23 protein-coding genes, 1 tRNA gene and 1 riboswitch are annotated in these 23,795 nt (G+C 32.5%); of the genes, 7 read left to right on the top strand and 17 right to left on the bottom strand.

Translation table 11 applies throughout. The features are described from left to right. Together pflA and FWJ34_RS08430 are read right to left on the bottom strand one after the other, a co-directional pair. The coding region (pflA, locus tag FWJ34_RS08435) for a pyruvate formate-lyase-activating protein (protein WP_308254877.1) at positions 1–697 on the bottom strand (697 nt) is incomplete at its 3' end. A gap of 183 nt (positions 698–880) precedes the next feature. After that, positions 881–1,501 (bottom strand): Uma2 family endonuclease, encoded by a 621-nt coding sequence (locus FWJ34_RS08430; protein ID WP_308254876.1) that lies wholly within the window; start codon positions 1,499–1,501, stop codon positions 881–883. 452 nt (positions 1,502–1,953) lie between these two features. On the opposite strand from FWJ34_RS08430, the gene FWJ34_RS08425 reads away from it, so the two are divergent. Continuing rightward, positions 1,954–2,250: a hypothetical protein gene (locus tag FWJ34_RS08425; protein WP_308254875.1), complete on the top strand. Its 297-nt coding sequence runs from the start codon at positions 1,954–1,956 to the stop codon at positions 2,248–2,250. A 172-nt stretch (positions 2,251–2,422) separates the two neighbouring features. Here the strand turns inward: FWJ34_RS08425 and FWJ34_RS08420 are convergent, their stop codons facing one another. The 5 genes from FWJ34_RS08420 to leuB form a co-directional block, all read right to left on the bottom strand. Then, positions 2,423–2,878 (bottom strand): GatB/YqeY domain-containing protein, encoded by a 456-nt coding sequence (locus FWJ34_RS08420; RefSeq protein ID WP_308254874.1) that lies wholly within the window; start codon positions 2,876–2,878, stop codon positions 2,423–2,425. A 167-nt stretch (positions 2,879–3,045) separates the two neighbouring features. Then, on the bottom strand, positions 3,046–4,164 hold the full coding sequence (locus FWJ34_RS08415) for a response regulator (RefSeq protein ID WP_308254873.1): 1,119 nt from the start codon (positions 4,162–4,164) through the stop codon (positions 3,046–3,048). Between the two features lie 156 nt (positions 4,165–4,320). Continuing rightward, on the bottom strand, positions 4,321–4,581 hold the full coding sequence (locus FWJ34_RS08410; protein ID WP_308254872.1) for a hypothetical protein: 261 nt from the start codon (positions 4,579–4,581) through the stop codon (positions 4,321–4,323). Positions 4,582–4,698: 117 nt separating this feature from the next. Further along, entirely contained in the window at positions 4,699–6,036 is a 1,338-nt protein-coding gene (locus FWJ34_RS08405; protein WP_396231779.1) for an ArsB/NhaD family transporter, read from the bottom strand. Positions 6,037–6,318: 282 nt separating this feature from the next. Next, positions 6,319–6,468: riboswitch (cyclic di-AMP (ydaO/yuaA leader) on the bottom strand. A gap of 62 nt (positions 6,469–6,530) precedes the next feature. Next, entirely contained in the window at positions 6,531–7,616 is a 1,086-nt protein-coding gene (leuB, locus tag FWJ34_RS08400; protein ID WP_308254871.1) for a 3-isopropylmalate dehydrogenase, read from the bottom strand. Between the two features lie 189 nt (positions 7,617–7,805). Between leuB and cofH the strand changes: the two genes are divergently transcribed. Then, the gene (gene cofH / locus FWJ34_RS08395) at positions 7,806–8,903 is read left to right on the top strand and encodes a 7,8-didemethyl-8-hydroxy-5-deazariboflavin synthase subunit CofH (protein WP_308254870.1); all 1,098 of its coding nucleotides are present in this window, start codon (positions 7,806–7,808) and stop codon (positions 8,901–8,903) included. 117 nt (positions 8,904–9,020) lie between these two features. On the opposite strand, the gene FWJ34_RS08390 is transcribed toward cofH, so the two are convergent. Continuing rightward, positions 9,021–9,581: a Uma2 family endonuclease gene (locus FWJ34_RS08390; RefSeq protein WP_308254869.1), complete on the bottom strand. Its 561-nt coding sequence runs from the start codon at positions 9,579–9,581 to the stop codon at positions 9,021–9,023. 184 nt (positions 9,582–9,765) lie between these two features. After that, the gene (gene topA / locus FWJ34_RS08385) at positions 9,766–12,420 is read right to left on the bottom strand and encodes a type I DNA topoisomerase (RefSeq protein ID WP_308254868.1); all 2,655 of its coding nucleotides are present in this window, start codon (positions 12,418–12,420) and stop codon (positions 9,766–9,768) included. 492 nt (positions 12,421–12,912) lie between these two features. Here topA and FWJ34_RS08380 point away from each other — a divergent pair, with 492 nt between their 5' ends. Beyond that, positions 12,913–14,874, top strand: a complete 1,962-nt coding sequence (locus tag FWJ34_RS08380) for a choice-of-anchor Q domain-containing protein (RefSeq protein WP_308254867.1) — start codon at positions 12,913–12,915, stop codon at positions 14,872–14,874. Positions 14,875–14,987: 113 nt separating this feature from the next. Beyond that, positions 14,988–15,785, top strand: coding sequence for an RNA methyltransferase (locus tag FWJ34_RS08375; protein WP_308254866.1), 798 nt, complete (start codon positions 14,988–14,990; stop codon positions 15,783–15,785). A 144-nt stretch (positions 15,786–15,929) separates the two neighbouring features. Here FWJ34_RS08375 and FWJ34_RS08370 read toward each other — a convergent pair. The 3 genes from FWJ34_RS08370 to FWJ34_RS08360 form a co-directional block, all read right to left on the bottom strand. Beyond that, positions 15,930–16,003 (bottom strand) — tRNA-Pro (locus FWJ34_RS08370). A 193-nt stretch (positions 16,004–16,196) separates the two neighbouring features. Next, positions 16,197–16,379 carry a hypothetical protein gene (locus FWJ34_RS08365; RefSeq protein WP_308254865.1) on the bottom strand — a complete coding sequence of 61 codons (183 nt, stop codon included), beginning with the start codon at positions 16,377–16,379 and terminating at the stop codon, positions 16,197–16,199. A gap of 121 nt (positions 16,380–16,500) precedes the next feature. Further along, positions 16,501–17,022 carry a Ycf51 family protein gene (locus FWJ34_RS08360; protein WP_308254879.1) on the bottom strand — a complete coding sequence of 174 codons (522 nt, stop codon included), beginning with the start codon at positions 17,020–17,022 and terminating at the stop codon, positions 16,501–16,503. 161 nt (positions 17,023–17,183) lie between these two features. On the opposite strand from FWJ34_RS08360, the gene psb28 reads away from it, so the two are divergent. From psb28 to FWJ34_RS08345, 3 genes are all read left to right on the top strand, one after another. Beyond that, positions 17,184–17,519 (top strand): photosystem II reaction center protein Psb28, encoded by a 336-nt coding sequence (gene psb28, locus FWJ34_RS08355; RefSeq protein ID WP_308254864.1) that lies wholly within the window; start codon positions 17,184–17,186, stop codon positions 17,517–17,519. Positions 17,520–17,683: 164 nt separating this feature from the next. Beyond that, complete coding sequence (locus FWJ34_RS08350; protein WP_308254863.1) at positions 17,684–18,187, top strand: MogA/MoaB family molybdenum cofactor biosynthesis protein; 504 nt, start codon at positions 17,684–17,686, stop codon at positions 18,185–18,187. A 6-nt stretch (positions 18,188–18,193) separates the two neighbouring features. Next, positions 18,194–18,730, top strand: coding sequence for a hypothetical protein (locus FWJ34_RS08345; RefSeq protein WP_308254862.1), 537 nt, complete (start codon positions 18,194–18,196; stop codon positions 18,728–18,730). Between the two features lie 240 nt (positions 18,731–18,970). Here the strand turns inward: FWJ34_RS08345 and FWJ34_RS08340 are convergent, their stop codons facing one another. From FWJ34_RS08340 to FWJ34_RS08320, 5 genes are all read right to left on the bottom strand, one after another. Beyond that, positions 18,971–20,119: a DegT/DnrJ/EryC1/StrS family aminotransferase gene (locus FWJ34_RS08340; RefSeq protein ID WP_308254861.1), complete on the bottom strand. Its 1,149-nt coding sequence runs from the start codon at positions 20,117–20,119 to the stop codon at positions 18,971–18,973. Positions 20,120–20,172: 53 nt separating this feature from the next. Further along, a complete protein-coding gene (locus FWJ34_RS08335) occupies positions 20,173–20,607 on the bottom strand; it encodes a hypothetical protein (RefSeq protein ID WP_308254860.1) in 435 nt (144 codons plus the stop codon). A gap of 118 nt (positions 20,608–20,725) precedes the next feature. Then, positions 20,726–20,950 carry a regulatory protein SipA gene (gene sipA, locus FWJ34_RS08330; protein WP_308254859.1) on the bottom strand — a complete coding sequence of 75 codons (225 nt, stop codon included), beginning with the start codon at positions 20,948–20,950 and terminating at the stop codon, positions 20,726–20,728. 7 nt (positions 20,951–20,957) lie between these two features. After that, positions 20,958–22,307, bottom strand: a complete 1,350-nt coding sequence (gene rlmD / locus FWJ34_RS08325) for a 23S rRNA (uracil(1939)-C(5))-methyltransferase RlmD (protein ID WP_308254858.1) — start codon at positions 22,305–22,307, stop codon at positions 20,958–20,960. 164 nt (positions 22,308–22,471) lie between these two features. Further along, on the bottom strand, positions 22,472–23,596 hold the full coding sequence (locus FWJ34_RS08320; RefSeq protein WP_308254878.1) for a class I SAM-dependent RNA methyltransferase: 1,125 nt from the start codon (positions 23,594–23,596) through the stop codon (positions 22,472–22,474). Positions 23,597–23,795: the final 199 nt, after the last annotated feature.

Below are 23,795 nucleotides of genomic sequence, written 5' to 3'. Positions count from 1 at the left end.
AAGGTGGTTGAGTATCTTTAAGTTGATAATCATAACCTAATGATTCCCATTTATATTCACCCATTTTATGAAAGGGCAAAATTTCTACTTTTTCAACGTTTTTAAACGGTGCAATAAACTGGGCTAATCCATGAATATTATGGTCAAAATCTGTTAAATTAGGAACTAAAACAAATCTTATCCATGTTGGTTTATTTATTTGTGCTAAATAACGGGCAAAAATTAAAGTTGGCTCAAGAGAAACACTGGTTAATTTATGATAAATATTAGGCTCAAATGATTTAATATCTAATAATACTAAATCTGTATATTCTAAAACAGGTTTTGCTGAGTTTAAATTAACATAACCAGAAGTATCTAAAACTGTATGAATGCCAATTTTTTTACAAGTTTGAAAAATGGCTTTTACAAATTCTGGTTGCATTAATGGTTCACCACCTGTTATGGTAACACCACCACCAGAATACTTAAAATAAGATTTATATTTCTCAATTTCGGTGATTAATTCATCGACAGTGACGGTTTTCCCATCTTCCAAATGACGACAGTCAGGATTATGACAATATAAGCATCTGAGGGGGCATCCTTGGGTAAAGATAACGAAACGAATACCAGGTCCATCTACTGTACCACAAGTTTCGACTGAATGAATTACACCTGTTGGTGAGCTATTATTAATGGTTAATCTATTTATCACAGTGAAGTATATTATTAAATTAATAGTCAAAAATTCTTAGAAACTTCCTTTTTCCTTACCTTACAATCAAGACTTTTTCACTAGCCCTACTTATATTTTAAATTTTGATTATCTTAAAGTATCTAGTTTCCTCTATCACCATCTGAATTGTAAAGAGGGTTAGTCTAAATGTTCTTCTATTATTTATAAATCAGCACTAAAAATCTGTTCAGTGTTAAGGTTTAATTCAGGGAAAATCGTTGATTTAATAAATTCATTTTCTCTAAATTTTTCACCTTGATACTCTCCATTGTCTAAGGTATAAATAGTTAATGTGGGTTTTTTGGGATAACCAATAAATTTACGTCCTCCTATGCCTAAATAATCCACAATCCAATATTCTTTTATGCCTAAATTTTCGTAAGCATCTAACTTTAAAGCATAATCATCGCTCCAATTACTACTGACAACTTCAATAATTAATTTAACGGCTTTTCCTGCTAATAATGTTGATTGTGTTTCCCATAATGGCTCATTTTCTACCATTTTTTTATCTAAAATAATCCCATCTGGCTCATATCCTGAAAAGCGATCGCCCTTAATTAAACATTCTTTAGGAGCAAAATAAGGTAATTTTAATCTTCTTATTTCGAGAGTTAATTCGGTAATTAAAAAACTAGCTATTTCTGAATGTTTCCCTTTTGGCTTTGGCATTTTAATAATAGTTCCATTATGTAATTCATATTGATATTCACTTGATGCAGGATACCAGTCAATAAATTCTTCAAAGTCTAAATAGTTATCTTTTAATAAGGCTTGTATCATTTTAATTTTTAGTTATTTATAATAATTTTTTTGGCAATAATGAGTCAAGAGTAATAAGTAAGATTTTTTTCATAATGTTTTGTATTTTTATCATTTAATAATTAATCTGCATTTCTAAGGATTATGAGAATAAATCAGTAGCAGGAAATTTTTTTGGGTGAGGATAACTACCTTGTCAAAATTAATTGTATATAGAAAAAAAAGCAAGGCAAGAGGTTTAAACCCTTTGTTACCCATTGTTATTAGGGATTTGAGAAAAGTAAAATATACTATTATTTTAGTTACCTACTTAGATAAAAGGGCAAGAGTTTTTTATCTAGGTATTTTAGGTGGCTTCTAGTCAGGTATTTCTCCCTAATTTTTGTCATTATGGTTGAGGTTGATTAATTTTATGTCACAATAGTAACAAAAAAATTTTGGTAAAGTTCGTTATTAATTATTAGTTATTATATATGTTTAGTGAAGTTTTTTATTTGTTAAGATCAAAGCAAGATGGCAAATATTTGGTGGCAAATATTGAGAATAAAATTCATGAAAAAGAATCTTTTCTATTTGTTTTTCAAGAAAATTTTGATGCTTTAGGTTATATTAATCATCATAGTCCAGAATATAAAGATTTATTTATTGTTGAATCTCTTTCTTTTTCTCAGCTAAAATTATTATTATCACGATGGGGTTTTTCTGGAATAGGTATCGTTGAAGATATACTTATTCCTAAAATTAAATTTTGCAAAATAGAGCAATCCTAAATCAAAAGGTGAAAATTTTATAGATTAATTAAATGACAGGCATTGCTAAAAATTAACATAATAAGGGATTTATCCCTTACTACAAGCCTCTTAAAAATATTCTATCAATGTCAAACTTTTTGAAAAGGAATTGTTAAAGAGCAAAAAAATCACTGAATAAAATAAAGTTAAGTTAAGTCAATTGAGATTTTACTAATTCTTGAATTTTTTTACCGTCTGCTTTGCCTTTTAATTCCTTCATGGCAACTCCCATAACTTTTCCTAAATCTTTAGGGGTTGTTGCTCCCACTTGGGTGATAATATTACTAATAATTTCTTCTAATTCTGTATCAGAAATTTGGGCAGGAAGATAGGTTTCAATAATCTCTAATTCTAACTTTTCTTTATCTGCTAAATCTGCCCTATTAGCTTGAAGATATTGTTGGATAGAATCTCGTCTTTGTTTTGCTTGTTGTACTAAAATTTCAATTTCATCCTCTGGGGTTAAACTGTTTTTACCTTTTCCTCGCAATTCTACTTCTTTTTCTAATAAAACCTTTTTAATGCTTCTGACAGTTTCTAAGCGAATTTTATCTTTGGCTTTCATTGCCGATTTTATATCTTCTCCAATTTGTTCTTTTAAACTCATGGTTTTCACTTTGATTAACTCTACTAATATAAATTATAGCGTTTTTCATTATGGTGAGGTCTCTCTCTATAAATCTTGCTAACAACGGGATGACAGCTCTTGCTCGTAAGTCATTTATGTGACAATTGTTTTGTTATAACAGAATTATTGGTCTATCAAAGCTAAATTTATAAATACTTATCCAAAATTTTCCATAAATTTTGATTAAATATCTTTTTAGTTATAGAATCCGTTACGCCGTTAATTTTGGCGGTTAAGTTATGTTTAAAGTTATATTTACTAACTACTAAAATAATTGGAACATGTTTATTGTTTTCAAGGGTACGAACTATTTTACATAATTTATATTCTTCTTGATTATCAATTTCTGAGTCTAAAATAATTAAATCGATTGAGGATGTGAAAAGATAGTTTAATCCATCTACAAAATTATCAGAAATAAAAAACTTATATTTTTCTAAACTTAACAAACTTTTTATTTTAAATGCCCAATTCTTATCTTGAGTTATACAAACTATATTAAAAGTTTTTGTGGATGAATATTGATGAATAGTGGATAATAAAAAAGGAGTTTTAATTTTAATCCATCCCATTTCTATGTAAGGATAAATAATTTGCCCAATAGTAGCTAAATTTTCATGTAAATAACGAGATAATTGTAAAAATGTAGTTTTTCCATCTATTTTTGTGCATAGAGTACGATAAAGATTATGACTAACAAATAATTTTAATCGAAGATTATCAGCAATCAAAGGAAATTGTTGTGGAAATTGTATATAGGGCTTTAGTTGTTGCCAATTTTGGGTATAATTAGTAATTTTAGGGACAATAGAATCAACTTTAAATCTGCTAATTAACGGTTGTAAATTAAAATTTTCTTGCCAAGTAAAATTACCTTTAGTTAAAGTAATTATAGTAAATAAAACCTCTTCAATAATTTTTTGTAAAAGAATTTTTTCTTGATTTATGGTAATAATTTTTTGTTGACTTAATATTAAAATAGCTTCATATTCAGTAATACCGATAGAATCAATTAATTTTTCTTCAATATTTTGAATTTGATCATCTTTTTGATAATAAATTAGATATTCTTGAAGACGTTGTAAATTGAAAGAGGATTCATCTCCGGCAAAAATAATATCGCCCCTATCAAAAAAGATAAAATAAAATAACTTTTTCTCCGTAAAATAAGATTCGTTTTCCAGAAAAAGAATTCCTGATTTTTGCTGTGTACTAATAAAAGAAAAAAGAGAGTTAACATCAATTTCTTGTAAGTTACCATACATATAATATTTAACTCAGTTATTAGAATAATTTATATGTAGATTCAGAGAATTTAAAATTTTATCAGTAGGAAATTAAAAAGAATCTACAATTATTAAAATTACTGAATTACTCCACAAGACTATCAGACAAAAATTAATCATCTTGACAAAATTGATTTAATATGTCTCAGATTCTATTTGATTAATGGGGATAAAATTTTCCCAAGGTAATAAAATAGGACGTTTAGTAAATAATAATTGACCTCGATGAGTTTTGCGATCGATAGCTACCCCAATGGGGGGTTTGGCTAATTTAACATGAAAATAACAGTAGGTTTGATAGATTGCCCTAGCAGATTTGAGTATATTAGGATCGAATAAATCTGGAACTCCTTTAGTTACTGTAGTTTGATTACCATTATTAATGGTAGGAATCATTGTTTTTCCCCCTCTAAAATTTAATAGGTTGATAATTACTGATTAACTATTATATTAATCAAACATCCATTATCTAAGAAAAGAAAAATATTAATCCAACAAATTATTAACTTTGTATTAAAAAAGGAAAAATAATCCTAGATAAACGGCAGAAACAATTAATTGTACTCCCATCATGGGCAATCCATATTTAAGGAAAGTCTTAAAAGAAATTTCTTTTCCATGTTGCTCTGCTATCCCCGCCGCTACAATGTTGGAAGATGCACCAACTAAAGTGCCATTACCTCCCAAGGTTGCACCAAACATCATGGCATAAAATAAGGGTAAAACTTCTAAGGGAAATTGCCCTGCAAAATTAGAATCTAATACTTCAGCACCCACTAATCCTACATTGACTAAATATTCTTTTAATAGAGGTACCATTGCAACGACAAGAGGAATATTAGGTACAACGCTAGAAAGTAATCCAACGACAAACATTAAAACTATTGAGCCAAGAAAAATATTTTTACCTAAAACGAAAGCTAAAACTGCGGATAAACTTGTTATTACTCCTGTTTTTTCTAAACTACCAATTAAAACAAAAATAGACATGAAGAAAATGAGAGTACTCCAATCTACATCTTTTAAGATATTATGAACCGTATCAATTTTACTATGATGAGCTAATAATAAAGCTAAAGCGGCACCCAATAGAGCTACGGCAGCGGGAGAAACGGGCACTTCTAAAGAATCCCCAAAGACAAAGAATGACAGTACAAAACTCATGATTAAAGCCCCTAAAGCTAACATTCTGGGGTGATTAACTTTAGGATGGGGTAAATCTTCTAAATGAGTAAATTTTGTATTCCAAATATCACGAAATAAGATCGGTGTTATAACAGCAACGGTGATAACAGCAATCAACCCACCAATACTTAACCGTTGAAGATACTCAAGAAAACTAATATTAATAGCATCTCCGACTATAAAAGTAGCAGGATCACCCACTAAAGTAATCAATCCAGCACTATTCGCCACAAAAACCATCAAAATAAGCAAAGGGACGAAATTAACTCCTATTTCCTCGGCAAGGGGGGGAATTAACGGAGCTAATAGCATTACGGTGGTAGCGTTTGGCAAAAATGCACAAATGGGGGTAGTAACTCCAATAATACCTAATAACAATACGTTACCTCTACCTTTGGCAATTAGTACCATTTTAGTAGCTAAATATTCAAAGATTTTAGTAGGTTCAAATGCTCTAACTAAAACCATAACACCAAAAAATAAGACCAAAGTTGCATGACTTTTACTTATGTATCCAATGGCTTCTGTGAGTGTAAGGGTATGGGTAAAAATAAGTATCAGTGCGCCTAATAAAGCTGCCACTGTTAAATGTATTTTATCTGCTGTAATCAGTGCTATAACTGTAATAAATACTGATGCGGAGATGATACTAGAAATATTTTCCATGATATAAATATTTTTCTTAAAAATTATAAAAAACTGAAACGATAATGTTTTTTAGTTCTATATATTTAGGTATATAAAAATAGTTTATCAACGGATAAAAATACACTTATCAAGTTAGTAAATATTTAGAAAAAAACCTAAATTATTAAATTGGTGAAAAAATATTTTTAGTGATAATTCATCAGATAATTAAACCCAAAATTCAAAAAGGATGATCAATGAAGAGTATGTCAAAATTAGGAATACCTAAATGAGTTGGTAACATTAAAAATGCTCATTCTTTTAGTCTCCTCTCAATGCCTACGAGGTTAGCTGACGGGCTAGAACTGAGAGATGTTCTTCTTTACAAAAAATGTAGAAATAAGCCCCTAAATTGGGTTCCCCGTTTCCTGTTGATTAAATTTAATTTTGGGAACTAGGCTGACTGACTCTTTGTAAATTTATCGTCTATTATAACTTAACAATGAAGAATTGGTTGTGTTGTTCAACACCAATTAAGATTGCAAAACATCTAATAAAACTTTACCTATTTCTTGACATCCTACAGGTTTACATCCTTCAGACATAATATCTCCCGTGCGATAACCTAAATCAAGGACTTTTAAGACTGCTGATTCAATTTTAGTAGCGGCAGCAGGCTCGTTTAAACCGTAACGTAACATCATTGCTGCACTTAAAACTTGAGCGAGAGGATTGGCTTTATTTTGTCCTGCTATGTCAGGTGCTGAACCATGTACAGGCTCAAATAAACCTGGACTTTGACTACCTAAACTAGCTGAAGGTAACATACCAATACTACCTGTTAACATTGCAGCGGCATCAGAAAGAATATCACCGAATAAATTACCCGTGACTATGGTATCAAATTGTTTAGGATTGCGTACTAATTGCATGGCCGCATTATCCACATATAGATGAGTTAACTCTACATCAGGATATTGTTCAGACATTTTGATGACACGATCGCGCCATAATTGAGAAACATCCAATACATTAGCTTTATCCACAGAGCATAATCGCTTTTGACGTTTTTGGGCGGTTTCAAAGGCAACTTTAGCAATGCGATCGATTTCTGATTCACTATAAACCATGGTATTTACGCCCCTTTTTTCACCTGTTTCGGAAGTAAAAATACCTTTTGGTTTACCGAAATAAATGCCTCCTGTTAATTCTCGTACTACCATAATATCAACCCCTTCCACCACTTCCGGTTTTAAGCTAGAAGCATCGATTAACTGAGGTAAAATAGTAGCCGGACGTAAATTAGCGAATAATTTTAAAGCCGAGCGAATGCCTAATAATCCTGTTTCTGGGCGTTGTTCTCGAGGTAAATTATCCCACTTATAACCACCGATGGCTGCCAATAATACAGAATCACTTTGACGACATTGATCAACTGTTTCTTGGGGTAAAGGATTACCAGTCGCATCAATAGCTGCCCCACCAATTAAAGCCTCTTGAAACTGAAATTCTAAATCACACTGTTGAGCAATTACCTTTAATACATCAACGGTGACAGCCATAATTTCTGGACCGATACCATCCCCTGGCAATAAAGTAATAGAATATTTATTAGTCATTATCAATATATATTTTTGAACAACCTTTAATCCTACCAGATCAACGTTTATGGTGTCGAGAATTACTATTTTTGGGCTGACGGTGAAAAGATGAACAGGATTTCTTTTTTAGTTATTTTTAAGTTGTGGAAACTGAGTTTACTTATTCATTAAAATATAAGATAAAATTATATAAATATTGCTAAAATTATGTTAAATTCTACGGTTATCTCTCCTAAAGAGGCTCGTGATTTACTTAAATCTACCAAAAATGACGAGATTTCGTGGTTAAAATGTTTTGCCGATGGCCTTAGACAAGAACAAGTAGGGAATATAGTAACTTATGTTATTAATAGAAATATTAATTTTACTAATATTTGTGAACAGCATTGTAGCTTTTGTGCCTTTAGACGAGATGCACATCAAGAAGGGGCATTTTGGCTTAATTTAGAGGATATTTTGGCAAAATGTGTTTTAGCAGTAGAAAAAAAAGCCACAGAAATTTGTATGCAAGGAGGATTGAATCCTGAAGCAAAAATAAACGGTAGTAGTCTGCAATATTATCGACAATTGGTAAAAGGTATTAAAGATAATTTTCCTCAATTACATTTACACGCTTTTTCTCCTCAAGAAGTCGAATTTATCGCCCGTCAAGATGGTTTAACCTACGGTGATGTTATTTTGGCTTTAAAAGATGTTGGAGTAGGATCAATGCCAGGTACTGCGGCAGAAATTTTAGATGATACGGTGAGAAAAATTATTTGCCCCGAAAAACTCAACACTGATACATGGCTAGAAATTGTTTCTACAGCCCATGCTTTAGGTATGCCTACCACTAGCACTATGTTATGTGGGCATATCGAAACTCCTGAACAACAAATATTACATTTAAGTAAATTGCGATCGGTACAAGAAATTGCCCTTGAAAAAAATTATCCAGCAAAGATAACTGAATTTATTTTACTGCCTTTTGTGGGAGAACAAGCACCAAAACCCTTAAGAAATCGTGTCGGTAGAGATCAACCTGACTTACAATCAAGTTTAAAGTTAACTGCCGTTGCCCGTTTATTTTTAGGAGATATTATTCCTAACCATCAACCAAGTTGGGTAAAATTAGGATTAGATGGTGCTTTACAGGCTTTACAGTGGGGTTGTAATGATCTTGGTGGTACATTAATGGAAGAACATATTACTACTATGGCTGGGGCAAAAGGAGGCACTTGTTTAGAAGAAAATACGATCCAAAAGGCGATCGCATCTCTAAATCGTCCTTCTTGTCAAAGAAACACATTATATCAAAAGTGTTAAGTTTTTGAGTAAACAATGGGTTTAAACCCCTTGCTAAAACTGCGCACTTTTTTGGTTATGTAGTATCTCTAAACCATTGATTTTAATAGTCTTCTGATTCCCAACAGCAGATATTAGTTATTCAATATTAAGCCAATTAAAAACATCATTTACAGTTAATTTTAAATCAATATTTTCTAAAACTGGTAAAGAATCATCTCCTCGAAATAATTTAACTTTTTGCTCAGGAAAAATGACTAAAATAATTTCTTCTTCAGGATTAATTAACCATCCTAATTGAGTGCCATATTCCGAACAAAATAACAAATTATCTAAAACTTTAACATAACTTTGATCAGGAGATAAAATTTCGATACTCCAATCAGGATAAGTATTAAAACGATTAACAATTCTTCCTTTTTCTGTGCGAGGAATTCTAGCCCATGAAAATACTACCACATCGGGAATGATGGATCTTCCTCCAAAATTACAACGCAATTCAGGGAAAGCATAAGCGATTTTTTTAGGTTTAACAATTCGATTAAGAGTTGAAATAAACTCGGATTGAATGGTACTATGTTCTCCTTGTGGCATGGGTTTTTGTAAAATTTCTCCGTTAATAAATTCTTGTGGAGGTTTTGTTTCTGGTTGTTGTAAAAACTCTTCTAAAGTTAACGAAGTTTTCAGAGTAGTAATCATGTTCTTAAGATACCTCAGTAAGCTGTAAAAAATCTTTTAAAATAAGGGTTTAATAAGCACTCGACGCATTTTACTTACATTTTTTATTGATTTTAAAAATGACTTTTTCGTGTCTTCACTAAAGACTTTTTCATCGATAATTTAGTGAACAATCACAGGATTTTCAAATCAATAACAATGATTTTTAAGTTATTTTTTTAGTGGTTATTTTTTTAGTAGTGGTAGCTTTTTTAGTAGTGGTAGCTTTTTTAGTGGTGGTTTTTTTTGCAGTAGTAGTTTTTTTTGTAGCAGGAGTTTTATCTTTTAAAAGTAATAACGCCTTATCTAAATTCATACTTTCTACTGTCTCTCCGTCTGGTAATTTTACGTTAGTTTTACCATGTTTAAAATATACCCCATAAGGACCTTGATAAACGTTAATTGCTTCGTTATCTTCAGGATGAAGTCCTAGCTCTTTCAATGGTGTTTGAGTAGCCGTTCCTCGTCTTCCTCTGGTTGCCTTGGGTTGTGCTAATAATTCTAAGGCACGATCGAGACTTATAGTCAACACATTGTCTTCTTTTTTCAAAGAGCGATAATCTTTACCCTCCGTGCCTTGATCATGAACTACATAAGCCCCAAAACGTCCTAAACTGGTTTTAATGGGTTTTCCTGTGTCTGGATGTTCGCCTAAGGTACGAGGTAAAGTTAAGTAACCGATCGCCATTTCTAATGTAATATCTTCTGCTTGAATACCTTTAGGAAAAGAAGCTGTTTTTGGTTTTTTGGCTTTACCTTGAGGTTTATCTCCTAATTGTACATAAGGACCATAAGTACCAATTAACAAATAAATCGGCTCTTGGGTTTCAGGATGTATTCCTAAAATGGGAGGGCCTTCAACTTTTTGCTTCAATAATGTTTCAATTTGTTGAGGATCAAGATCAGAAGGAGTTAAATCGGCTGGAATTGAGGATTTTACGAGTTCTTCTCCGTAATTTGCCTCAAGATAAGCACCAAACTTACCGATTTTTACCGTTACGTCTATATTCTCTAATTCTATCGCTTTGGCAGTTTGAGGATCAATTTGTGTCTCTCTGATTTTAACTTGATTTTGTAAACCCGATTCACCTCGATAAAATTTGTCAAGGTAAGGCAACCATTTTTCATTACCTGAAGCAATATTATCAAGACTTTGCTCCATTTTTGAAGTAAATTTGGTATCCACTAACTCAGCAAAATTTTTCTCTAATAAGGCAATAACGGCAAAGGCAGTAAAGGTAGGAATTAGTGCTTTATTTCGTAATTGGGCATAACCTCGTTCAACAATCGTACCAATAATACTAGCATAAGTACTCGGTCTGCCAACGCCTTCACTTTCAAGGGTTTTCACTAAAGAGGCTTCAGTATAACGAGCAGGAGGTTGAGTTTCGTGGTGAATAACATCTAGTTGTTTACATTGAGGCTTGTCGCCTACTTGCAAGTTAGGTAAAATAACCTCTTGATTTTCTAAAGCGGCTTCAGGATCATCTGTACCTTCAACGTAGGCTCTGAAAAACCCAGCAAAATCAATTCTTTTTCCTGAAGAACGAAAAATAGTGTCTTCGACGGCGATATTTACCGCAATTTGGGTTAATTTAGCGTCTGCCATCTGAGAGGCTACCGTGCGTTTCCAAATTAAGTCATATAACCTTAATTCTTTATCTTTCAAACCTGTCTCTTTAGGGATCCGAAAAGTACTACCTGCTGGGCGTATGGCTTCATGAGCTTCTTGAGCCCCTTTGGCTTTAGTCTTATACTGTCTTGGTTGTGGACTTAAATATTCTTTACCATACATTTCTTCTACACAACTACGAGCGGCGGCAATGGCCTGATCAGACAAATGTACTGAGTCAGTCCTCATGTAAGTAATATAACCATTTTCATAGAGACTTTGAGCAATTCTCATGGTATCTTTTGCCCCTAATCCTAGTTTACGGTTAGATTCTTGTTGTAACGTTGAAGTAGTAAAAGGAGGTGAAGGTTTACGGATAGTCGCTTTTTCCTCTGTATCAGCAACTTGCCATATTTTGCCCTTTAAACGCTCTTTTAATGCTGTAGCTTCTTCTTCATTGAGGACAATTACTTTTTTGTTTTTCAGTAACTTTCCTGTCTTGGAATCGAAATCGCTACCATTGGCTATTTTTTGCCCTTTCAAGATGGTTAATTTAGCCTCGAAGTTTGTTTTTTCATGATTTAACAATGCCTTTAAATCCCAATACTGAGCTTCTTTAAAAGCCTGTCTTTCTCTTTCTCTTTGTACTAATAAGCGCACGGCAACAGATTGCACTCTACCTGCTGACAATCCGGCAGCGATTTTTTTCCATAGTAGTGGTGAAAGAGTGTAACCCACAAGGCGATCGAGAATACGCCGTGTTTCTTGGGCATGAACTAAATTTTCATCAATGTCACGACAATTGGATAAAGCCTTTTGAATAGCATCTTTAGTAATTTCGTGAAATACCATCCGTTTAATCGGCACTTTGGGTTTTAGTAGCTGTAATAAATGCCAACTAATGCTTTCCCCTTCTCTATCTTCATCCGTTGCCAGAATTAACTCATCCGCAGATTTTAAGGCTTGTTTCAATTGTTGGACAGTTTTATTTTTACCTTTAGGGATAACATAAATAGGCTCAAAATTGTTGTCAATATTTACCCCTAATCTTGCCCATTCAAACTGTTTATATTCAGCGGGGATTTCATCGGCGGAGGAGGGTAAATCTCGGATATGCCCCATAGATGCCTCTACCTGATAGTCTTTCGGTAGATAATTCCGGATGGTTTTGGCTTTGGTAGGTGATTCAACGATGACTAAAGTTGACATAGATTATTGTTAAGGTCTCTCTTTTGCTACTATATCTATAATTTAATTATTTAGCACATAAGAGTTAGTTTTAGGGATCATCCTCAATGAATGATTAAGTAGATGGACAAAATTAATACTGCATTTTATTAGACACGAGTGCAAAATAAAAATTAAAATCCATTTAAGGTGAGGAATCATCAATTTTAATAACCATTGCCCATTGCCCATTGCCCATTGCCCGACTTCTGCAAGAAGTTTATTTTTGAGCATATAAAAACAAGGCTTAAACTCTTTGCTTATAGACAATTTATGTTATTCAAGTACTTATTAGAATTTAGAATTTAGAATTTAGAATTTAGAATTTAGAATTTACCATTGCCCCGATGCTCCGTTGCCCATTATTACCCATTACCTATTGCTTATTACCCATTGCCAATGTCTATTGCTATAATTACTTAGAATTATTACTTTTTATTAATTTTTCATCTCACCATATAATTTATTAAAAATATGAATACTATTGATATAGAAGCAAAACAAGCAGAATTTGACAGAATTGTTCGAGAATTTGGTACATCATCAGATAATTTTATTCCCACAGACTTTATTAATGAAAATTCTATCATCTTACAGGATCTTAATGGTGGTAGTGGTAATGGTAGTGGTTTACCTAAGGTTTTCTTAACTGTTACTACTTTTGCTGATCAAAATGATGGTAACGCTTCTAATGGTTTATCAATAAGAGATGCCGTATTAATAGCACAAAGAGATCCGGGTAAAGAGTACGTTATTAATATACCTGAAGGGTTTTATACTTTAACTATTCAGGGTAACGAAGATTTCCGTTTTCAAGAACAATCAGAAACAAATTTAGGTTTATTTGATGATTTTGTTACCCGCACTGGTGATATAGATATTCAAACTAGAGTAAGTATTGTCGGTGCTAATCCAAATAATACTATTATTGATGCTAGTACATTAGGCGATCGCATTTTTGATGTTAAGGAAAATGGATTTTTAACTCTAGAAAATATAACTATTCAAAATGGCATAACTTTAGGTACTTTTGCAAAAAGTAGTACTGAACCACTAGATCCAGAATCCTTTGCCGGTGGCGGTATCAGAATTGATGCTAATGGTGGTGCAAAAATCAACAATAGCATTATTACTGGTAATGAAACTCGTTGGGATCGTGTCACTGACGTAGCCAATGTCAATGGTGGTGGTATTTCTAATCGAGGAGAGCTAGAAATTAACAATACAACTATTATTGATAATATTTCTGATGTTAATGCTGGAGGTATTTATAATTCAGGTAATTTACAGATTCTCAACAGTAGTATTATTAATAACGCTGCTAATGTATTTATTTACTATGTAGATAAAATAGAAGGTGGTGGGGGAATTCTTAATAGTGAAACTGGAACATTAATTGTTAGAAATAGTACAATTTCTGGTAATAGAGCGACTCTTTCAGGAAATGAGAACGAAACTTTTCCCAATGGTGCTGGTGGTGGTGGTATTTTATCAGACGGTGCTAGTGTCGTTATTGTTAATTCTACCATCGTTAATAATGTTGCCCCTGTAGGTGCTGGTATTTTAATTAGTCAACCCACTGGCGGGGAAGTTATACCTGCTGTCCTACAAAATAGTATTGTGGCTTTAAATCAAAGTGTAACTTCAGGGAATACTTTTAGTGGTGATATTGAAGGTTTTTTCGAGTTAAATAGTTCTTATAATCTTATCGGTAATGGGAACGGTATTTTATTTGACGGCATTGAAAATAATCAAGTTGGTACGATTACTAATCCTTTAAATCCCCAAATTGGTCCTCTTCAATACAACGGTGGTTTAACTCCTACCTATGCTTTACTAGAAGGTAGCCCTGCTATTAATCGAGGTAGTAATGCTATCGCCAATGGTGTAGGATTAAATTTACCGCCTTTAACCGCAGATCAAAGAGGTTTCGATCGTATAGTTGATAATATTGTAGATATTGGTAGTACTGAATTTTATCAAAATAACCCTTCATTAAATACCTCTATTTATCGCTTTCAAAATACTTCTTTACCCGGCACTTATTTATTTGTAGGAGAAAGTGAGAGACAAAGCATTAAACAAAATAATCCTAATTTCGTGGAAGAAGGCTTTGCATTTAGTGTAGCAGTACAACCTGGTGATAATTTAATCCCGATTTATCGTTTTCAAAATACTGCCGTTGCCGGTACATATTTATACACTGGGGAAAGTGAAAGACAAAGTATTAAGCAAAATAATCCTAATTTTGTGGAAGAAGGTTTAGCTTTTTATGTTTTAGGTGCAGAATCAAATCAAGGTCAAAGTTTTTATCGTTTCCAAAATAATAACCTTCCAGGTACATATTTATTTGTTGGTGCCGGAGAAAGATCTAATATTAATCAAAATTACTCTAATTTTACCGAAGAAGGCATTGCATTTAAAGCAGGAGTTTAATTATCGACAATAGGTAATCACTAATGAGTAATAAGTAATAAATACCTAGACAAAATTAATTGTATTAACTAGGAAAGCATCTAAAATGTCAATTCAATGATTTCTCACTGATTATGTTAACCAGTCTGCAAAATCCTCTAATTAAACAAATTCGTAAGTTACATAAAGCTAAGGAAAGACACCGAGAAAATTTACTTTTATTAGAAGGCACAAATTTATTAGAAGTCGCTCGTAAAGTTAATTATCCTTTGGTAACAGTTTTAGCAACGGAATTATGGCAGAAAAAAAATTATCTTCTTTGGGAAGCATTACAAAATCAAGCACAAAGGGTAGAAACTGTTACCCCTGATGTGATAAAAAATGTTGCTACTACTGTTAATCCTGATGGTGTTATCGCTACTGCTTATCGTCATTTTTCCCCTCCTCAACCCCCTGAAAATCTCCGTTTAGGCTTAATTGGCGAAGGCATTCAAGATCCAGGTAACTTAGGTACAATTATTCGTACTTCGGTTGCCACTAATGTCGATTTTCTGTGGTTAAGTAATAATAGTGTTGACTTAGATAATCCAAAGGTAATGCGATCGTCTGTGGGAGAATGGTTTAAAATTCAGGCAAAAGTAGAAAACGATTTAATTTTTTTGATCGCCAAATATAAAGCTAAAGGTTATCAAATTGTAGCTACTTCTTTAGAAGGGAAAAAAACCCATTGGCAAATTGATTTTACAAAACCGACTATTTTATTATTAGGTAACGAAGCTCAAGGTTTATCGCCTGAATTGGCAAGTTTAGCCACTGAAAATGTCAAAATTCCTTTAGCTAATAATGTTGAATCTTTAAATGTTGCCATCGCTACAGCTTTTTTGTTAGCAGAATATCAACGGCAAATATCACAGATGATGCCAATTATTTAATCATGGGATAATTTTACTGACGACATTAATTTGTCACTGCTACTTCAACGACCAGAATTTGTCATCACGACACTTAATTTGGCACAATGACAGTAATTTGTCACCGATGACAATTAATTTGGCACTGTACAAGAATTTTAAAAATCGGGATGACAGGATTTGAACCTACGACATCCTGCTCCCAAAGCAGGCGCGCTACCAAGCTGCGCTACATCCCGTTGTTATCTTTACTTATGATAACCTATATTTAAGTTATTCGACAAGATAAGTTTTCATTAGAATAGTGGAGATCGATTTTTGGGCTCTGAATAGTTTATTTTAAATTATCAAAGAGTAATGTTTTACAATGTTGACAAAAAAAAGACACAGACTAATTTTCCGTGTCCTGAATTTTGGTTGACAAAAAAATCTTTAATAAGCCATCGCTTCAAGGGTTGAGCGTAAATATTGTTTAACTTGATCTTCTATATTAATTTCTAATTTATTCTCTTTCTGCCAACGTTGAAAACCAGAGCTTTTGGCGATCGCCTGTTTCAGACTGTTCCAGATTTCTTGATCTTGTCCTAGATTACTCGAAATAGTTGATATGGCCATAAATATTATCGTTTAGTGAGAGTGACTTAATAGGTGATATAACTAAGATACCTTATTTATAACCCATACTATTGTAACTAAGATCACATAACATCAAATAAGTGAGGTGGGAAAGTATTCCTTAAGAATTAACAAGAGTTTCCATCTTGGCAAAACTATCTTCAAAAATGGTTACAGTAGCTTCATGATCGTCTTTTTGAATCAAAGAGCGTCGAATTTGACCAAGATATAAAGGATAAGTAACATTTTTTTGGTGTATTTGAGTTCTAGCCCTAATAGTTAGTTTACTATCTCCATTAGAGGAAGTTCTACCATAGGAGAATAAATTAATAGCGGCTTGTTGTAAGGTAGCTTCTAACTGAGTAGGGGTAATTGTAGGCGGTACAGCAATTACAGCTTGATTTGCACCGGTATCATAGACTAAATTAAATTTTACGGCATTAGGTACTTCTGGGCGACTAAATAAACCTAAACTGAGGGCAAATAAACCTACAGTTAATACTCCCATAAATCCCGTAGCACCGACTAAACGAAAACGAAAACCCCATTTAAAGATGAAACCGAGAATTGCCAAAACAAAAAAAGCGATCGTTGTATAGATTGACCATATAGTATAATTATTAAAATCTAAGGATAATTCCATTTTTTCAGAATTGAAAGTTAGCATCTTAATTTTACCAAAAATTTGAGACATTGCAAAATCAAGGAATAACTGATTATTTTCTATCTTTACTCATAACAATCTAACATATGAGAAGATTAGTAAAGTTATAGTTTAATCAAAAATCATAGGAAATATCATTAATGGCTCAAATTGAATTTGCTAGAGGCATAGTAGAAGAATCTATCCCTGATGTTAAATTAACTCGTTCCCGGGACGGTAGTAATGGTACTGCAACATTTCGTTTTGAAGGTTCAAAAGTACTAGAAAGTGGCAATACTCAAGAAATTACAGGAATGTATTTGATTGATGAGGAGGGAGAATTGGTAACTCGTGAAGTAAAATGTAAATTTATTAACGGTGAACCTAAAGCGATAGAAGCAATTTATGTGATCAAATCTCCTCAAGAATGGGATAGATTTATGCGTTTCATGGAGCGTTATGCAGAAGACAAAGGGTTAGGCTTTACTAAGTCTTAAAGAATTAGGAATTAGGAATTAAAAATTACAAATATTTTATTCCATAAACATAAGAATAATCTTAAAAAAAAACTTTTAGTAATAGATTTATTTGGCAAAATTTTTAATTATAGTCAATATCCTAGTAATTATTAAAAAACTTTTATGTCTAAATTCTAAATTTTATGGCTATTCCTCATCAAGATTCTCAGATAAAAAGTGTTAATTGTGCAATTATTACCGTTAGCGATACTCGCAATGAAGAAACAGATATTAGCGGTAAAATTATGCAACAAATATTAATCAATTTCGGTCATAAAATTATTCATTATCAAGTTATAAAAGATAACCCTGATGATCTAAAATCTTTATTAATAAATTTAACTTCTAATCAAGAGTTAAACTGCATTATTTTTTCAGGAGGTACGGGTATTTCACCAAGAGATAATACTTATGATATACTTAATCAAATGTTAGAAAAAACTTTATCAGGTTTTGGAGAAATTTTCCGTTTTTTAAGTTATCAAGAAATTGGCTCACGAGCTATGGCTTCAAGAGCAACGGCTGGATTATATAATGGTAAAATAGTATTTTCTTTACCCGGATCACAAAATGCTGTTAAACTAGGTTTAGAAAAGCTCATTATACCAGAATTAACTCATTTAATTGATCAAATAAATAAAGGTTAGTTAGATATGTATGATAGTGATAGTGATAGTGATAGTGATAAGTTAGTATCCGTAAAAATTAATCGGAAAAAGTTAATAAAATTTCAAGAATGGTGTGGTAAAAATGAGATTAACTATTTAGTTGTCATTGAAAAATTGATGGATTCTTGCTTAGAAAATAATCCAATAATTATTGACACCATTATCAATAAAAAAGATAACGTTAATCTTGAAGAAAAAGTTAATTTTATCATCAGTGAATCTCTACAACATCTAATGGCTAGAATTGAAAAATTAGAGTCACAATGGGAAATTAAAAATAATTATACACATCAAAATAAATCTAATGCTCAACCATTATTATCAAATTTGCCTCAAGAGGATATTAGTAAAAGAGTTTATTTACCTCGTCAACAAATATGGCAAAAGTTGAAAAAAACTGATTATATTAAATATTTTGGTTATGATAGTTTTTTGAAGGCAAAAGGTGATCAACTTATCGAATACGGTATCTTTTTTGATGAGCATAAAAAACGCTTTTATATAATTGATAATGAGGAATGATCTAGTAAATTTAGTCAATAACTTGAAAAAATTAATTTATGATAATTTTCCATCAATTGTTACTACAATATCCTATTTTTATCGAAAATTTAGATCACCTGAAGTTATATAGCAATCCTAAATCATTGGTGAAGAATTTAAAGATTAAAAAATAAATCTGTAAATCTTACTATACCTCAAAGCTAACCACTGAAAGCTAATTGCTAACACCTCTAAAAATCTCCCATAGGATTGCTATATTTATTGAAAATTGTTGATTGCTTGGGCAACTTCTGTTACTTTTTCTAAAGATAATTCAGGAAAAATTGGTAAACTTAAAACTTCTTGGGCTAATTTCATCGTGATAGGATTAGGTTGATATTGTCCCTTATATACTGGTAATTGATCTTGAGGAATGGGATAATAAATCATACTGCCTATACCTAAATTGGCTAAATAATCTTTTAATGCGTCTCTTTTTCCGTTAGTAACTCGAATGGTATATTGATGAAAAACGTGACCTTTAGTAATAGTTGGTGTAATAATATTAGGGTGATTAGCTAATAGTTGATTATAATTTTCAGCAATATTTCTTCTAGCTTTATTCCATTGATTTATATACTTTAATTTCACCCTTAAAATACAAGCTTGTAAACTGTCAAGACGAGAGTTATAACCTAATAATTCATTATGATAATTTTTCTTGGCTCCATGAACTCTTAACATTTGTGCTAATTCGCCAATGTTATCACTATTGGTAACAATCATTCCACCGTCACCATAAGCACCTAAATTTTTTGTGGGATAAAATGAATATGCCCCCACATCTCCAATACTGCCTACATATTTTCCTGTTATTTTTTGTTGTTGGTTATCGTCACAACTTTGATAAGAGTGGTTACAATCTCCATGATAAACAGCACCAAAAGCCTGAGCGCAATCTTCTATCACTTTTAAGCCAAATTCTTGGGCAATGGTGTTTATTTGTGCCATAGCGGCAGGTTGCCCATAGAGATGCACTGGAATGATAGCCTTAGTTTTACTGGTAATTTTCTCTTTAATGGTGGTAGGATCGATGTTGAAACTATCGGCTTGAATATCAGCAAAAATTGGTTTTGCACCTACTAAACTAATGGATTCCGCCGTGGCATAAAATGAAAAAGAAGTGGTAATAACTTCATCTCCTGGCTCAATTTTTAAAGCGCGTAAAGCGATAATCAAAGCATCTGTGCCCGAATTAACTCCTATAGCGTGTTTAACTCCTAAATAATTAGCAATTTCACTTTCTAAGAGTTTAACTTCCGGTCCTAATACAAACTGTGTCGATTCTAACACATTGGCGATCGCCTGATCAATTTCTGCTTTAAGTTGTTGATATTGAGGCTTTAAATCAAGAACAGGAATTTTCATGTAAATGCTATAGTGAGATCAAGAAGTAATAAAGATTAACCTTAGAGTTTACACTATTTTTTTTGATTTTCTTCATTATTGTTAGGAGAATTAAGAGGAGATTGAGGTTGAGACTTTTGTGCTTGTAAACCTTGTTTAATAATTTTGAAAACTTCTTGATAACGTTGATTTTCAGGATCAATTTTGACCAATTTTTCCATTAAAGGCAAAGCCGCAGCTAAATTACGGGATTGAAGATGAATTTCTACCAATTTTTCTAAGGCAAAACGGTTATTAGGCTCTTTTTCTAATACTAACTCATAACCTTTGGCTTCTTTTTGCAAAATTGCATTAGGGGAAGAATCTTCACCCTGACTTTGATTAACAGGAGGAGTAATAGGTTTTGTCATCATTTTAATAACACTAGAAGCCGAAAACAATACAAAAGCCAAGCCTGAAATAATAATAAAACTTTTCTTAAAAATCTCTTTAGGAGTTGTTTTTGCCATAAAGAATTATAGTGAATAGTTAATAGTTGATAATTTATAGTTGATAATTTATAGTTGATAATTTATAGCTGTAGAATAGGCATCTTGTCTGTTATTCCTAATTCCTAATTCCTAATTCCTAATTCCTAATTATTTTAAAGTATTTACTTTCTAACAAAAAACAACCTTGAGTAAAACGAATCGCCCAATAACCAGCCGGGCGTGGATTCAAAATAATTCCTTCTTCCCCTATAGAAATTACACTAGCTGATTTTAACATAGGCATGGGATCAGCCGTTTTTATATATGGTGGTAGTTCTATTACTTTCACTCGATCGCCTGATTTTATGTTTAAATGAGTCATAATTAAATTACTGAAGTTCAAGAATTACAGCAGTTTCTACATGGGGAGTTTGGGGGAATAAATCAGCAGGTTGCACAAAAATTAATTTATAATCACCATTTTCACATAGTTTTTGTAAATCTCTAGCAAGGGTGGCAGGATGACAACTGAGATAAACTATTTTTTGGGGTTTTATGGTTAATAAGGTTTCGATAACTTGGGGTTGACAACCTTTCCTGGGAGGATCAAGAATGACTAAATCAGGTTTTTCATTAATTTCAGGAAAAATAACTTCTACTTCTCCTAAGATAAATTTAACATTGTTAATCTCATTAATCTCTGCATTACGGTTGGCTTGTTCGATAGAAAGGTGATAAGATTCTATCCCGATGATTTGTTTTACTTTTTGAGCTATCGGTAATGTAAATGTACCAATTCCACAATAAAGATCGACTACAGTTTCTTCCCCTTGTAAATTGAGTTGGTTTAAAACTTGATTAAATAAGGTTTCAGCAACAGTAGTATTAACTTGAAAAAAAGTTTCGGGGCGTAAATGAAAGGTTAAACCAGCAAAAATTTCATTGAGATAGAGTCTTCCAGCTAATAAATCCGTATTTTTGCCAAAAATAACGTTAGTAGCACTAGGATTATGATTTAAAGAAACACCGACTAAGTCAGGATAACGTTGTAACCATATTTGAGCTTGTTTTTCTATGGCATGATTACTCCCTTGGGCACTAACTAGAGTTAATAAAATTTCTCCGGTATTTTTGCCGATACGAAAACAAAGATGACGTAATGCACCTTTTCGAGTTTTTTCGTCATAAATCGCAATGTTTAATTTTTGTAAATCTTGTTTAATTTCTGTTAATAAAGGATTTAGTCGATGATCTTGTATGGGACATTGATTGATATTAACAATTTGATGAGTACCATGTTGATAATATCCTGCTTTAATTATGCCTGTTTCTGATACCCCCAATGGATAATTAACTTTATTGCGATAACCTAAATCATCGTCAGATAAGATGGTTTCTACGGAAAAATTATTAAATCCACCGATGCGAGTTAACGTCTCTTTAACTTGATTTTCTTTAACTTTGAGTTGATATTCGTAATCTATATGTTGCCACTGACAACCACCGCATTTATCGGCAACTATACAACGGGGGCGAATACGATATTTTGAATTTTCTTGTATTTCCTCTAATTTGCCTTCTGCGTGTTTCTTTTTGACTCTCACAATACGACTGGAAATGTGATCGCCAGTAACGGTATTAGGCACAAAAACCACTTGTTGATTAACTTTACCAATGCCATTACCTTCACTACTAACATCTTCTATATCAAGCGTAACTAATTGCCCCTGCTGTATCATTGATAAACCTTACTTTTGTTTAGATTTATTCCTAATTATAAGCTGTATGATCCCATTACCGTTCGATGGGGCTGATTAGAATTGAGAATTTAGCCATTGCCTATTACCTATTGCCCATTCAATGTGGCTTATTCATCTGAAAAGCGCTGTATAATAAAAATTTATTAATACATTTCATATTTTAATAATGTGCAAGGAATACCACCATTATTGATAGGAATCCGGCGAGAGGTGCGTAAACCGATTTTTTTACTTAACTCCTTATTACCTGTTAAAATATAAGCCGTCCAACCTTTAAAACGTTGCTTAAATACATCTCCCAACAATTTATATAACGGAAATAACGCCTCAACGTCAGAAATGCGTTTACCATAAGGCGGATTGCATATCAAAATACCAGACTCAGCTGGGGCAGTAATATCTGCTAAATGCTGTTGATAAAACTGAACTTGATCCCCAATTTCACAGGCTTTAGCGTTATTTTTAGCTTGTACAATTACATCAGCATCAGCATCCGTGCCAATCATAATGGGTAAATGCTCTTTTTGGCTACTTTCCGCTTCTTTTAATAAACTTCCCCATAATTTAGCGTCATAATCTGGCCAATTTTGAAAACAAAACTTATTCCGATATAATCCGGGTGCGATATTTAAACCCATCAAAGCTGCTTCTAACAAAATAGTACCTGAACCACACAAAGGATCGACAAGAGGTTGCTCTGGTGTCCATTCAGTGAGATATAATAAAGCGGCAGCTAATGTTTCCTTAAGAGGGGCTAATCCCATAGCAGAGCGATAACCACGGCGATGAAGACTGTCTCCTGTACTATCAAGGCTTAAAATGCAGTTATTTTCATGAATATGAGCATTTATGACTATATTTGGCTCAACTGTATCCACATCTGATCGTACTCCGTGTTGTTGTTGTTGCTGATCGACGATGGCATTTTTGATTTGAATGGCAGTGACATGACTATTATTAAGTTCCTCATTTTTCCCAGTGCAACGGACTGCTATAGTATGATCAGGTTGTAGATATGTTGACCAATCCATGGCTCTTACATTGCGATATAATTCTTGTGGGTTATAGCTTCTAACGGTGTGAATTGGTTTTAATACTCGAAAAATTGTTCTTGCCCATAAGTTAACCTTATATAATAAAGTCTGATCGCCTTCAAAATATACCCCAGTAAACTCAGGTTTAACAGCTGTTGCACCCAAATTAACTAATTCTTGAGCTGTAATTTCTTCTAAACCTCTAGCAGTGGTGGCAAAATAGGATAAACTCACAATAACAATAAATAAAGAATAATTAACAATTAACAACATATCACAAAGTTAGTAAGCTCAGACGCATCTGGGTTAACTATCCCTCTTTTGTCAGTTTCCGATTTTAACTATTATTAAATATTTTCAAACAGCTTGATAACTAAAGATTAAAGCATACTACAGAGTCAAATTTACTAATTTAAAGTTTCGATTTATTTCA

This window comes from Geminocystis sp. GBBB08, from assembly GCF_016743215.1.
GTDB lineage: Bacteria > Cyanobacteriota > Cyanobacteriia > Cyanobacteriales > Cyanobacteriaceae > Geminocystis.
This window is presented reverse-complemented; position numbering and strand designations above follow the sequence as displayed.